The 13,109-nt window shown below is 62.6% G+C and carries 10 protein-coding genes, 1 tRNA gene and 1 pseudogene; 6 read left to right on the top strand and 6 right to left on the bottom strand.

All coding sequences use genetic code 11. The annotated features are described in order from the left end of the window. The 6 genes and pseudogenes from NHG85_RS10935 to istB form a co-directional block, all read left to right on the top strand. On the top strand, positions 1 to 1,483 hold a 1,483-nt coding region (locus NHG85_RS10935; protein ID WP_253332313.1), incomplete at its 5' end, for a KpsE/RkpR family capsule polysaccharide export protein. 78 nt (positions 1,484 to 1,561) lie between these two features. After that, a complete protein-coding gene (kdsA, locus tag NHG85_RS10930) occupies positions 1,562 to 2,395 on the top strand; it encodes a 3-deoxy-8-phosphooctulonate synthase (protein WP_253332311.1) in 834 nt (277 codons plus the stop codon). 141 nt (positions 2,396 to 2,536) lie between these two features. Then, positions 2,537 to 2,611, top strand: a tRNA-Gln gene (locus NHG85_RS10925). Between the two features lie 97 nt (positions 2,612 to 2,708). Beyond that, positions 2,709 to 3,074 (top strand): DUF6538 domain-containing protein, encoded by a 366-nt coding sequence (locus NHG85_RS10920; protein ID WP_253332309.1) that lies wholly within the window; start codon positions 2,709 to 2,711, stop codon positions 3,072 to 3,074. A gap of 54 nt (positions 3,075 to 3,128) precedes the next feature. Next, positions 3,129 to 4,616: an IS21 family transposase gene (gene istA / locus NHG85_RS10915; RefSeq protein WP_440339874.1), complete on the top strand. Its 1,488-nt coding sequence runs from the start codon at positions 3,129 to 3,131 to the stop codon at positions 4,614 to 4,616. Then, positions 4,613 to 5,376 (top strand): annotated as a pseudogene (istB, locus tag NHG85_RS10910) (IS21-like element helper ATPase IstB). Before istA ends, istB begins: the two are co-directional and overlap by 4 nt. A 563-nt stretch (positions 5,377 to 5,939) precedes the next feature. Here istB and NHG85_RS10905 read toward each other — a convergent pair. The 6 genes from NHG85_RS10905 to NHG85_RS10880 are packed head-to-tail and all read right to left on the bottom strand — an operon-like array spanning position 5,940 to position 12,933. Next, a complete protein-coding gene (locus tag NHG85_RS10905) occupies positions 5,940 to 6,188 on the bottom strand; it encodes a hypothetical protein (RefSeq protein WP_253332307.1) in 249 nt (82 codons plus the stop codon). Beyond that, positions 6,185 to 7,093: a metallophosphoesterase gene (locus NHG85_RS10900; RefSeq protein WP_253332306.1), complete on the bottom strand. Its 909-nt coding sequence runs from the start codon at positions 7,091 to 7,093 to the stop codon at positions 6,185 to 6,187. Before NHG85_RS10900 ends, NHG85_RS10905 begins: the two co-directional genes overlap by 4 nt. Next, positions 7,086 to 7,709, bottom strand: coding sequence for a hypothetical protein (locus tag NHG85_RS10895; protein ID WP_253332304.1), 624 nt, complete (start codon positions 7,707 to 7,709; stop codon positions 7,086 to 7,088). The genes NHG85_RS10900 and NHG85_RS10895 overlap by 8 nt, the downstream gene beginning before the upstream one ends. Next, complete coding sequence (locus NHG85_RS10890; RefSeq protein ID WP_253332302.1) at positions 7,687 to 8,724, bottom strand: ADP-ribosylglycohydrolase family protein; 1,038 nt, start codon at positions 8,722 to 8,724, stop codon at positions 7,687 to 7,689. Before NHG85_RS10890 ends, NHG85_RS10895 begins: the two co-directional genes overlap by 23 nt. Beyond that, positions 8,717 to 9,520, bottom strand: coding sequence for a YqiA/YcfP family alpha/beta fold hydrolase (locus NHG85_RS10885; RefSeq protein WP_253332300.1), 804 nt, complete (start codon positions 9,518 to 9,520; stop codon positions 8,717 to 8,719). The genes NHG85_RS10890 and NHG85_RS10885 overlap by 8 nt, the downstream gene beginning before the upstream one ends. After that, positions 9,517 to 12,933 carry a TM0106 family RecB-like putative nuclease gene (locus NHG85_RS10880; RefSeq protein WP_253332298.1) on the bottom strand — a complete coding sequence of 1,139 codons (3,417 nt, stop codon included), beginning with the start codon at positions 12,931 to 12,933 and terminating at the stop codon, positions 9,517 to 9,519. The genes NHG85_RS10885 and NHG85_RS10880 overlap by 4 nt, the downstream gene beginning before the upstream one ends. Between the last annotated feature and the right edge of the window lie 176 nt (positions 12,934 to 13,109).

Here is a 13,109-nt window from a genome sequence, read left to right as displayed (position 1 = left end):
GCCCCCGCCCCCGCCTGCGACCCCGCCCGCGATTGAGGCCGAGCACGACATCGACAAGATCCGCCGCGAGGGGCTCACGGGCCGGCAGCTGCGCATGGCCCGGCGGGTGGCGCAGAAGCAGGGGCTGGAGGTGGCGTCGGATTTCGACGCGGTGCGCCAGCTGCGCGCGCTCGGGGTGGACCCGTTCCAGCGCTCGAACATCATCGAGCTGGTCGTGCCCGAGCAGGACCAGGACGAGCCCGTCGCCGCGCCCGAGCCGCGCGTGCAGCTGCCCTCGACCGTGCCGGATGGCGACCGGCAGCTGCCCTCGACCGAGCGGGCCGACCCGGCCGAGCAGCGCGCCTCCGAGATCCGCGGCATCCAGCGCGATCTCGCCCGGCGGCGGCGGCGGCGGATGGCGCTTCTGGGCCTGCGGCTGATGCTCTTCGTGCTGCTGCCGACGGTGCTGGCGGGCTACTATTTCTTCGCGGTGGCCACGCCGATGTTCGCCACCCGCTCGGAATTCGTCATCCAGCAGGCAGAGCCGCAAAGCGGCGCCGGTCTGGGCGGGCTGTTCCAGGGCACCTCCATGGCGACCCAGCAGGACAGCATCACCGTGCAGTCCTACCTCACCTCACGCGCCGCGATGGTGCGGCTCGACGAGGAGGAGGGCTTCAAGCAGGTCTTCTCCAATCCGGCGATCGACCCGCTGCAGCGCTTGGCCCAGCCCGCCACCAACGAGGCCGCCTACGACCTCTTCCAGGACCACGTGAAAATCTCCTACGACCCGACCGAGGGCATCGTGAAGATGGAGGTGATCGCGCCCGATCCCGAAACCTCGCAGCGGTTCTCCGAGGCGCTGCTGGGCTATGCCGAGGAGCAGGTCGACCAGCTCACCGCGCGGCTGCGCAACGACCAGATGCAGGGCGCGCGCGACAGCTACGAGGCCGCCGAGGCGCGCCGGGCCGAGGCGCTGGCCAACTGGCTGCGCATCCAGGAGGAGGTGCAGCAGATCGATCCGGTGGGCGAGACGGCGGCGCGGACCAGCCAGATCTCGGCGCTTGAAACCCAGCGCCAGCAGCTGCAGCTCGAGTTGCAGACCCGGCTCGCCGTGCGCCGCCCGAACGAGGCGCAGGTGAATTCTATCAAGAGCCAGATCGCGGGCATCGAGGCGCTGATCACCGATCTGCGCCGCGAGATGACCGAGGCTTCGGAGGTGGGCTCCTCGCTCGCCGCGCGCAACACCGAGCTGCGGCTGGCCGAGGAGGATTACGGCTTCCAGACGCTTCTGGTGCAGCAGGCGCTGCAGCAGATGGAGGCGGCGCAGATCGAGGCCAACCGGCAGGTGCGCTACCTGTCGCTCGGGGTCGAGCCCGTGGCCCCCGACGAGGCCACCTATCCCAAGTCGCTCGAGAACACGGCGCTGGCCTTCCTGATCTTCGCGGGCATCTACCTGATGCTGTCGCTCACCGTGTCGATCCTGCGCGAGCAGGTCTCGAGCTGAGACCAGTCGGGCGGCGCGTGACGCCGCCCGGCTTGCGCGCTAGACCGGGGCCTGACAGCACGCGAAAGGCTCTGCCCCATGATCGACGTCTCCATCGACTCTCTCACGGTCGGCAACGACCGCCCCCTCACCCTCATCTCCGGGCCCTGCCAGCTCGAATCCTCGGACCATGCGCAGATGATCGCGGGCCAGCTGGCCGAGGCCTGCGCCGCGCATGGCGCGCAGTTCGTGTTCAAGGGCAGCTACGACAAGGCCAACCGCACCTCGCTCTCGGGCAAGCGGGGCCTCGGGATGGAGGCCGGGCTCAAGGTGCTCGAGGACGTCAAGCGCGCCATCGGTTGCCCGGTGCTGACCGATATCCACGCCGCCGATCACTGCGCGCCCGTGGCCGAGGTGGCCGACATCCTGCAGATCCCGGCCTTCCTGTGTCGCCAGACCGACCTGCTCATCGCCGCGGGCGAGACCGGCGCCGTGATCAACGTCAAGAAGGGCCAGTTCCTGGCGCCCTGGGACATGGCCAATGTCGCCGAAAAGATCGCCTCGACCGGCAACAGCCGCATCCTGCTCACCGAGCGCGGCGTCTCCTTCGGCTACAACACGCTGGTGGCCGACATGCGTTCGTTGCCGACGATGATGAAGACCGGCTACCCGGTGGTGATGGACGCGACCCATTCGGTGCAGCAGCCAGGCGGCCTTGGCGGCGCCTCGGGCGGCCAGCGCGAGTTCGCCCCCGTCATGGCACGCGCCGCCGTTTCCTTGGGCATCGCGGCGGTGTTCCTGGAGACGCACGAGGCCCCCGACACCGCGCCCTCGGACGGGCCGAACATGGTGCCGCTGGACCAGATGCCGCGTTTGATCGAAACGCTGATGGGCTTCGATCGTCTCGCCAGGACCGATCCGATCCGCATCTGACCCCGTCCTTCGGGGCGTGGGATCCGCGATGAAGGATTCCACGCCCCGCCACGGCGAAATTGCCCTCGCGGAAGATGCAAAAACCGCGATTTCCGGTCTTGAACCCCCCGCACGACAAGGTTAGACAGCCGCCACACCTGCTGGGGTGTAGCCAAGTGGTAAGGCATCGGTTTTTGGTACCGTGTATCGTAGGTTCGAATCCTACCACCCCAGCCAGGTTTTCCCAAAATCGCCAAAAGCCCAAGAATATAGGGTCGACAGATCGCTGTCGCAAAACGCTGTGTCAGGCGCGTCGCGAACTATGACACATGGTGTGACACACGACCTGTCGTCGTCCCCTGCCGGTCAGGCCGGCGGGCCTCCCTCCGCACGCCGTACCGCGCCCCGTGGCCGTCGCCCCGCCGGCCCCTACCTTCAGCGGCGCGGGCGCATCTATTACTTCCGAAAGCGTTGCCCCAAGGTCATCCGCGAAAAAGGTGCCCGAAATTTTCTGTGCTTCTCGCTAAAGACCGAAATCCGGGTCGAGGCGATGAGACGCGCAACCCGGCTCCTCGCCGTCATAAACGGAATCGAGGACAAAGTGATGAACGACAATTTCGAGCCGGCGCTGACGCCTGAGAACGGCGGTGAGAAAGTCGGCCACGGTAGCGGCGGGGTGAGCCTGCTGCGGGCGGCGTAAAAGTCGTCCACCTTTACCCTTTCTGGAGGCAGGGAGGGCGGGAGGATTTTCACCGTGGACTTGTATCGCAAGGTTCGACTGGCCTGTGCCGAGGGGATGAGCCAGCGCGAGGCCGCTCGGCACTTCAACGTCTCGCGCGACACCGTAGCCAAGATGATGGCGTTCTCGGTTCCCCCTGGATACCGGCGAACGGCCCCTGTGAAGCGGCCAAAGCTGGATGCCTTCACCGGCATCATCGACGGCTGGCTGGAGAACGATCGCGGGGTCCATCGCAAGCAACGGCACACGGCGAAGCGGGTGTTCGAGCGGCTCCGTGACGAGCACGGGTTCACCGGCGGCTACACGATCGTCAAAGATTACATGCGGGAGCGGGAACGGCACGGTCGCGAGATGTTCGTGCCGTTGGCGCATCCGCCGGGTCACGCCCAGGCCGACTTCGGTGAGGCAGTGGTCGTCATCGGCGGGATCGAACAGAAGGCGCATTTCTTCGTCATGGACTTGCCGCACAGCGATGCCTGTTTCGTGCGGGCTTATCCCGCGGCGACAGCGGAAGCTTGGGTCGATGGCCACGTCCACGCCTTTGCCTTCTTCGGCAAGGTGCCCGCGTCGGTTCTCTACGACAACGACCGCTGCCTGGTTGCGAAGATCCTGCCGGACGGAACGCGCAAGCGCGCCACGCTCTTTAGCGGGTTTCTGTCGCACTACCTGTTCCGCGACCGCTACGGCCGTCCAGGCAAGGGAAACGACAAGGGCAACGCGGAGGGCCTGGTCGGCTACTCCCGCCGCAACTTCATGGTGCCGATCCCGCGGTTCGCGAGCTGGGACGCGTTCAATGCCTATCTGGCGGGGCAATGCCGCAAGCGCCAGGCTGATGTCCTGCGCGGCCAGTCCGAGACCATCGGAGAGCGGCTCGCGCGGGATCTGGCAGCGATGGCCGACCTGCCGGCTGCGCCGTTCGATGCCTGCGATCAGGCCACCGGGCGGGTCAGCTCCCAAGCTCTGGTGCGCTACAGGACCAACGATTACTCGGTGCCGGTCGCCTATGGCTACCGCGACGTCTGGATCAGGGGGTATGTCGACGCGGTCGTGATCGGCTGCGGCGGCCAGGTCATCGCACGCCATCCCCGCTGCTACGGCCGCGAGGACATGGTCTTCGACCCGGTCCACTACCTCCCGCTGATCGAGCGCAAGGCCAACGCCCTGGACCAGGCGGCCCCCTTGGCCGAATGGGACCTGCCGTCGGAGTTCGCGACCCTGCGCCGCCTGATGGAAGCACGGATGACCAAGGCAGGGCGGCGGGAGTATGTGCAAGTCCTGCGCCTGCTGGAGACCTTCGACATCGATGATCTCCACGCCGCCGTGAAGAAGGCGCTGCACTTGGGCGCGGTCGGCTTCGATGCCGTGAAGCACCTCGTTCTCTGCCAGGTCGAAAAACGGCCGCCGAAGCTGGACCTCGACGTCTACCCCTATCTGCCGCGCGCTCATGTCGCGACCACGAAGGCCGTCAGCTACATGTCGCTCCTGTCGGGGGATGCGGCATGATCGACGCGCCGAAGATCCTGCTCGCGGATCATCTGAAGACGCTGAAGCTGCCCACCTTCCTGCGGGAATATGAGAAGCTCGGCCGCCAGTGCGCCATCGAGGGGCTGGACCATGTCCAGTTCCTAGCCCGCTTGGCCGAGCTGGAGCTGATCGACCGCGAGCAGCGGATGGTCGAGCGCCGTATCAAGGCCGCGAAGTTCCCGGCCACCAAGAGCCTCGACAGCTTCGACTTCAAGGCGATCCCCAAGCTGAACAAGATGCAGATGCTGGAGCTCGCCCGCTGCGAATGGATCGACCGACGCGAGAACGTCATCACCTTGGGGCCAGTGGAACCGGCAAAACGCATGTTGCCCTCGGGCGGGGGCTGGCCGCCTGCCAGAAGGGGCTGCCGGTCAGCTTCATCACCGCTGCCGCGCTGGTCAACGAGCTGATGGAGGCCCGCGACGAACGCCGCCTGCTCCGCCTGCAAAAGCAGTTGGCTGCGGTCAAGCTGCTCATCATCGACGAGTTGGGCTTCGTGCCGCTCTCCAAGACTGGTGCCGAGCTTCTGTTCGAGGTGATCGCGCAGCGCTATGAGCGCGGCTCGACGATGATCACCAGCAACCTGCCGTTCGACGAATGGACCGAAACCTTCGGCACCGAACGCCTGACCGGTGCACTGCTCGACAGGCTGACACACCACGTCAACATCCTCGAGATGAACGGCGACAGCTATCGGTTCGGCCAAAGCCGCGCCCGAAAGGCCGAAGCCCCAACCTGATCACCCGTCACAGGATTGGCCCTGCGGGCCAAAGCGCCATGCCACGCGCCAGCTATGGGGCAAGCGCGCGCGGCATGGCGCTTGCCGCCGCGCCGCTGGCCTGGTTTTGCGCCGCCGCGTGGCCGGTTCTTAGTCCGCCGTTGACAGATCGCTCGCGCTCTACGATTTTGGACCGGCTTTTCTGCGACCCATATACGGTCTGAGGCCAGAGCCTCGTGATCGTTCCCCATGAGGGGTCAGGATAGAGTTGGACGACCGGAGCTATGCGTTCTCATCTTGTGAGGGCTCGAAGACATCCGGGGAATCCAATGTTTTCGGTGATCGCACCCTTTGAGGGTCAGGGAGGGACAGCTATAAGCTGTCCCTCCTTTCTCCATGGCGCGTCTTGACGCAAATCAAGCCTGACATTCTTCGCGGCCAGCCTGGGAGTTAAATAGCCCAATTTCCGGCTGAAATAACTTCGCCCGCTGCACTGTCGGAGCTCCTCGCAAGCGCGGCTGAGAGGTCATGTTCCGGGGCGTGGCGTAGCTCCTTACGGCCCGGACTGATGTCGGCGGGCCGGTTTAATCAACTCGCCAGCCGGCAGCGGCCACGGCTTGCCAATCCTGAAACCTTGTTGCTTCGTTCCTGCTGAGCTTGAGGGAGGCAAGCGGGTCCGACCTGATCCGGGGATAGACCAAAATGCCTCCGTCGCCTGCGACGGCCACACCATGACCCGATCCTGGACCATGTTTAACAGCCACGGGGCCGATCTCCGCATAGATCTGCGCCATATCGCGCGCTGCTTCGCTGTCGCTTTTGTCGGGAATCATGGCAAGCAATCTTCTGAGGTCTCGCACTCCACCAGCTTTACCGACCTGAGGTCCGTCTCGCCTCGAAATTTCATCACGACCGGCGTTTCTGGGTAATCAAGGCAGGCGGCGTTCGACGTCTCAATCTGGGGGCGGCCTTTCATCTTATAGTGGCCCATCAGCACAGGAGGCGCATCGGCCGAATAGATCTCAGCCCCCCTTTCCTGTGGAAGAGGAGTGTCGGGCAAGTCAGATGGATTGGGCACAGAAAGAGCCGCATCGCGCCATGTCTTTGCGTCAGTTCGCCACCATGCCAGCCGCATCTGCGTTCGCTCATGCTCTCCCAAGTCACGAAACGCGTAGCCGGCGGGGAGTTGAATCTCAGGTCCGGACGTCAGGCGGTTCACGGCACGGCCGAATTCGGTGCTTTCAGCGGCGATCTCGTAGAGGTCTTCCTCGGCAAGGCGGCCATCAGGCCGGCGCGCTGCGACTTCGGCGATGTCAGTATCGCTCCAATAGGCGTGGACCAGTCGCAGGCTCCCCAAATCGAGCCAAAGCGGCAGGGTTAGGAACCAATCTGTCCAATCCAGGGCTTCCTCACTCGCAACACCGACCTGCTGAACGAAGCTTCGGTGCTGGGCGCGGTTCTTTTCACTATGAGCGCGCAGGGGAGTGCCGTCGATCCCGGTCCGATGGAAGAGGATGGCATTCAGCTCATGATTACCCATGACGGCCACGGCTCGGCCACCTTCCACAAGGCCTCTCACGCGCTGAAGAACGGCCCGATCATCCGGCATGCGGCAAGCCTTACCAGCATCGATGAAATCGCCCAGGAAACCCACCTTTGCAGTGCACTGCGCCAGGCTGAGTTTCAAACGGTCGACGTCGGCATGGATGTCGGGGATTACGTCGAGGGCATCAATCATCAACCATCTTTCTCAGCTCTTGTGCCTGGCGCGACAGGCGGAATTTCACGGGGCGATAGGCAGCCGGTAGCGCGGCAAGCGGCTGGCCATCCAGATCGAAGCGAACCGCCTGATCCGGACTGTAATTGATCACGAAACCGGTCACAAAGCCGAACCCGGGAACCCCTTCAGGGAGTTGCCGGACCACATGCTTGGGCCAGCTCAGCTTCGGCAGCGAAGCCGGAAGTTCGATCGACATCTTCTTCTCGGCGCCGGCCATGGCCGCGATCACGATCTGGCTGGGACGCCTGTTCTGGGTCACAAGAACGGCGTGCGGGAGGAAAGCGGCGCGCCATGCCGCTTCACGCTCGGCCGCAAGGCGCTCAGCTGAGTGCTCGATGGCGGCATCGACGATCTCGATTGGCAGGTCCAGCGCCCCTGCCAGCTGGCGCCGGTGGTGTTTCATGTGGATCATGTCATTTGTCGCGAGCCGCTCGAAAAACGCGCGCACCGCTCGAGGGGTGCGTATGCCGATCATCTGACAGAACCGAGCCTCGTTTTGTGCATGGCGCGTCATGTGATCGGCGATCATCTCCAGGAGGCTGGGGAACTCATCAATATCCGGCATATCGACCACGTAGCTCTGCTTCGGGATTACAGCCGAAACCCCTCCCCGACCCCGCGTGTGCGGCGAGCCAAAGATCGTGAGCGATCACTTCGATCAGATCGAGGCATTCCAGCTGCGTCCTCCAACGGTGCGCCAGGACTTCATCCGGGTAGCAAAGGCCAAGCAGATTGCCGGCGATGGCTCCAGTGCTGTCGCTGTCCCCAGAATGGGTGACCGCGATGCGAAGTCCATGCTCGAACCCGTTCGCTGCCAGGACGGAATAAAGCGCGATGGCCAGCGCTTCTTCGGCGACCCAACCGCCGCCCAGATCCTCGATGGTTTCGGGCTTGCCATCCCTCGGTGCGTCGAGCGCCGCACGGAGAGCGTTGTCTGTCTCGATACGGAAACGACCGAGCAGTGATCTGGCAGCCTCTTCGACATCGTTTCCTCGAAATGCTGCCGAGAGGATCGAAGCCCAAGCAGCCGCCGCCTCTTGCCCGGCGACATGGCCATGGGTCAGGGCTGAGCAGCCCATGGCCAGCTGGACATGATTGGCCCCGTTCAGAAAGGCCACCGGCGCCACCCGCATGATCGCCCCGCAGCCCTTGGAATCGTTCCGCGCCGTGTCCCCGAAACGTTCGGCAGCAGCGAGGCTCGAAAGGCAGGTGTTGCCCGGTGCGCGGCGGCGATGAAGCCGTTGATCGGCCAGCAATCCGCCGGAATCGACCTGCATCCGGGGCGAGATTTCTTGAGTTTTCAACCAACGCAGCAACGCGTGATGGACGACACTGACGGGATCGCAGATGCCCCGTGCGTCTTGGCGAAGAATGGCGGTGATCAACCCTTCGGCCGTAAAGAGCGTCATCTGGGTGTCATCCGTAATCGCCCCGCGCCGGCCGTCATGTGGGGGAAGCTCGGTCAGGCCCTCGGGAAAGTGGCCCCGAATGTCACGGAGCGGCCAAAATTCGATCTCGGCGCCGAGGCTGTCGCCCATCGCTCCACCGAGCAATGAGGCAAGGATCAGGTCATATTTCCGGTCAGACACGTTCCACCCCCTGCTTTCGGCGCAGGTGGTCCCGGATGGAAGGAATGGCTTCGCGCATATGGCGGAAGCGGTGGTCTCCTCCGGGAAAGGTGATCACGTCGATGCCGGCATCACGAACGACCTTCAGCGTGCGGTCTACGGGGATGACCTCATCCCCCTCGTCGACTAGGACAAGGCCAAGTGCAGGGTCGAGATCTGCTGTGTAGTCGGGGTATGACTCCAGCGTTTGCTCAGCGAGCACGAAGGACGCCCCGTAGTGATCGGTCCCACTGCCGAGATGCGCCCTCAGACTCGATGCGGGCGAGATGGCCGGGTTCACCGATACGAAAGGCACGCCCAGCTGACTACCGAGGCGGGCTGCGAAATAACCTCCAAGCGAGGTACCGACCAAGAGGTCTGCACCCTCAACCGCTTCCAACAGATGATTCATGGTTTCGGGGTAAGTAGCGGTGAAATCGTAGTTCTCGCCCCGTACCGGTCCCAAGGCATTGAGCGCGGCGATCTTGTCGCTGTCCGGATTGAAGCGGCTTCCGAAGCCATGAACATAGAAAATATCTCGCAGCATCGTTTCCCCTTGGCTTAGCGAATTACATTCTCGTTTTTCGGCCTCAGGAGAGGCGTAGAAACGACCCTGGCCCTCCTGCCGGCGGTCGCCTGTCACAGTCCGCAGGCGGCAGAGGTAGATACCAGCTCGACATTTGTCGGAGCGCGGAAGCTCCCTGCGAACCAAGTTGCGCGAGGCACCTTTCAGGGTTTGATCGGTATGCCGGCCCAGATCGACGCTCGGGTCGATCATTGTGGCGATATCTCCTTGCTGACCTCAAGGTATCGGCAGAATGCATTCGCGAGCTGCATTTGCCTCGGTGTGCGACACTCGGCCTCGAAGACACCCGGCGATGCCACGAGTATTGCGAGACATTTTGCGCGGCTGATGGCCACGTTGAAGCGGTTTCCACTGTAGAGGAACTCCATGCCTCGCGGCGCATCCGCATGGCTCGACGTGGTCATCGAGTAGATGGCAATGGGCGCCTCCTGCCCTTGGAATTTATCAACCGTGCCCACACGCGCCTCAGGCAGTCGCTCTCGAAGCTCGAAGACCTGAGCATTGTAGGGCGCGATGATCAGAATATCGTCGAGACCAACCTCACGCTCGGCGCTTTCCCGATCAATCCAGCTGACGTCTTGGGCGAGGATGTTCTCGACGAGACACTTTACCGCCTCTGCCTCTTCTATGGATGCGCTTGTGTTCCCCTCGTGCGGAACAGGCATGTAGCAAAGCCCGGAATTGCCTGTCGGCCCTTCCGGCGTCAGGACCTGCAACTGGCAGCCTGGTGCTGACTTGAGCTTCCCTTCATAGAAGAGACCCGAATTGAAGGCACAAATGTCGGAGTGGAGCCGGAATGAGACCCCGAGGAACAAGCCCTGTTCAGGAGTGATGGTTTGCCTGCCGCCCAATAGATGATCCAGTGCGGAAACGCCGGTGCCGTCCGGATGAGATCCCTGCGTGGGTTGCTCCAACTGCTGCGGGTCGCCAAGCATGATCACTGCTTTGGCAGCCTGCGCCACGGCGAGAACATTCGCGAGCGACATTTGCCCCGCCTCGTCGACGACCAGCACATCCACCAGATCCTTGGCATCTTCCCGTGACCAGAAGAAATGCGTCGCACCGGCCACCTGCGCGCCACCTCCGCCCAGAGCCTCAATAAGATCGCTATTTTTCTTGGCGAAGAACAACGCCTCGGTGGGCCTCTTCTTGCTCCCGGATTCGGGCTTTTGCACGCAGACGAGATCTGCTTCACAATCGGGCGCGGCCTCGACGACCTTGTCGATGAGATTGCGGATGACCTTATGGCTGTTGGCCGTAATCCCGACGGTTTTGCCGCGCTTTACGAGTTCGCAGATCATGCGTGCACCTGTAAAGGACTTGCCGGTTCCCGGTGGCCCCTGGATCGGAAGCACGCCGCTCTCGAGAACCTTCGCGATCCTCAGGGCTGCATCGAGCGTGCTTTCCCCATCGGCCTGGAATGGCGCGCCGCCGATGTCCATTGGCGTGCGCATGAGCAGTTGCCGAGCCGCTTGATAGTCCCCCTCACCCAAGAGCCCATGCTCGACCACGTACTCTCCCAGCCGAAAAAGCGATCCGGCTTGCTCCTTTGTGTCGATCACCTTGTGCGCATAGACGGCCGAAGGGTGCAGGTCGGCTGTGGCGCGGGACTTCTTGATGTCGATTGTCCGGTCTTCGAGAGAAATTTGCTCGGCTGTGCCGAGCTTCTCCCCGCCTACAGAATAGAGCTGCTCGCCCCCGCGGATGTCCGTATCCTGCAAATCAAAGCGATAGCGATGGATCGGAATGCCTGTCTTGCTTTCGGCCACGGTCTCGACAAGCTGGAGCCTGCCGATCGCGGCCTTCTCTGCAAGAAGCTCCTCGGCACTCGACGCCTTCAGCCGGAAAAACTCCCACCAGAGGGCCTTCTCTTCCCGGCGATGCCACTCAAGAATGTGGGCAAGAAGCCAGCGACCCTGTTGTTCGGCGCTTCGTTGCTCGGGATCGACCGGCACGTCCCTTGTGAGCTTTTCGATCAAGTTCTGGATACGAATTTGCTGTTCAGTCAGCTCTTCGCTCGGGCCGTCCTTGCCTGGCTCCCGCCGCGGAACCTCGATCCCCGACCCTATGAGCTCGTCGCGGAGCGTCTCCAGCCAGTTCCTCAGGCCTGCCGTCGAAAGACAGTCATCCCGGTTATAGCTCGCGACGACCGTTTTCGTTTGCTCAGAGATTGATGGAATATCTCCGAGTTCCAGCCCGGCCGTGAGCTTCGTCAATGCGATGTTTGCGTCCCGAAGAGGTGTCTGCCGGGTGAAGGCGTAGAACGGCTCAAGCTGCTTCAGAGAGTAACTCTCGACGCTCGCCATGAGCGCATTGCGTACAACGCTCAGCAGATCAACAAGCACCCTTCCCCTCAGAAAGTTATCGACCTCTCCTTCACGGGTCGCGTAGCGGCCCATCAAGCGTTTCAGCGCACCAGACTCGTAGCCCCCGAAATGATAGACATGCATATCGGGGTAGGCCCTGCGACGCTCAGCGACGAAGTCCGCGAACCTTTCGAAAATCGCTTTCTCGCCTGCCCTGTCGAAGGCCCAGTCCTCCACATATGCGAATTCGCCGTTTTCATTTTGGAATGTGTAGCCGAAGAGGTACTCGATCCCGTGTTCTCCAACGAACTGGTCGCTTTCGATATCGAAGAAGACGTCGCCGTCTGACGGTTGCGGCAGGGCGGCAAGGCCGAGTTCGGGGGCGACATCCAGCAAACGGTAGCATGGCTCGCCTGTCTTTCGTCCCTCCTGCTGGATAGACGCCTGCGCGCGGGACTTCTCGAAGCCATGCAGAGCGCCACGCTGGGGCTTGAACGGGATTTCGCCCGGAAGCTCTGCCAAAGCCTTCAGCGTCTTGATACCGTTCGCCTCGAACTCGGAGATCTGGTTCTTGGAAATGCCCGCGACAAGGCAAAGGTGATCGTCTTGGCGCCGGCGATCATCGCAGGTCTGCTGCCACCGACAGATGTCGCAATGCTCTGTCGGATCAGGGTACGTCGCGGGCTCATAGTCAAGCGACGAGGCATCCTCGGCAGCTGACTTCATGCGCCGGTAGTAGGCGGCGTAATCGGCAAAGCGAAACCTCTGGGGTTCGAAGTCGGACCATGGTGATACGACATAAAGCCACTCAGGCGCGATGCCCTGCATGTGCTCGAGCAGATCGCCATAGAGGCAGAGCTGCAAGACCGTCCCACCCTTGGTCTCACGGGCGAGCTTTGTATCGACCACTTCATAGGAGTGGGTCCAGTGCGCACAAGGTTTCTCGACCCGCCGCAGGATATCGGCGCGCCCGAGCCACTTGCCGTTCCTCAGCGCCGCTTGGACGATAACCTCATGGCCTGCCTCCATAGCGGCAAATGTTTTCGAGACAGCGTCATCGGTGATGTCGACACCTTCGATGACGTGAACGCGAAGACCTGAAGCTTGCAGATGTTCGATATAGGACTGCTCGTGGTTCTGGCCCCGCTCCCTCAAGATCTCGAGCAAAGGGTCGTACTGTTTCGGCTTTTGGGCCTGACCGGTCGCGACCTCAATATCGAGGGCAGTGAGGTGGCTGCAATTGGCGTGTCCTATCAGGTCTTGCGCACTCAAAATGAATCCGTCGTCAACGTAGCGCACTCGCCCCTCCTCGCTTTTCTTGGCGCCACGCTAACCTCAAGCCTGTGTCCGCAAGAAGGCCCAATTCGCGATAAAGTTGACTAAAGCGGCAGTAATATCTCATCAGCCACGATCAGGGACCCGAGCTGCGAACTTCATCAGGATTAGAAGGCGTATCGAGCCGCGCGAACAGCCAG

It is taken from the genome of Limimaricola litoreus (assembly GCF_024159025.1).
Classification (GTDB): Bacteria; Pseudomonadota; Alphaproteobacteria; order Rhodobacterales; family Rhodobacteraceae; genus Limimaricola; species Limimaricola litoreus.
The sequence above is the reverse complement of the archived record's forward strand: the minus strand, read 5'-3'. Positions and strand labels throughout refer to the sequence as shown.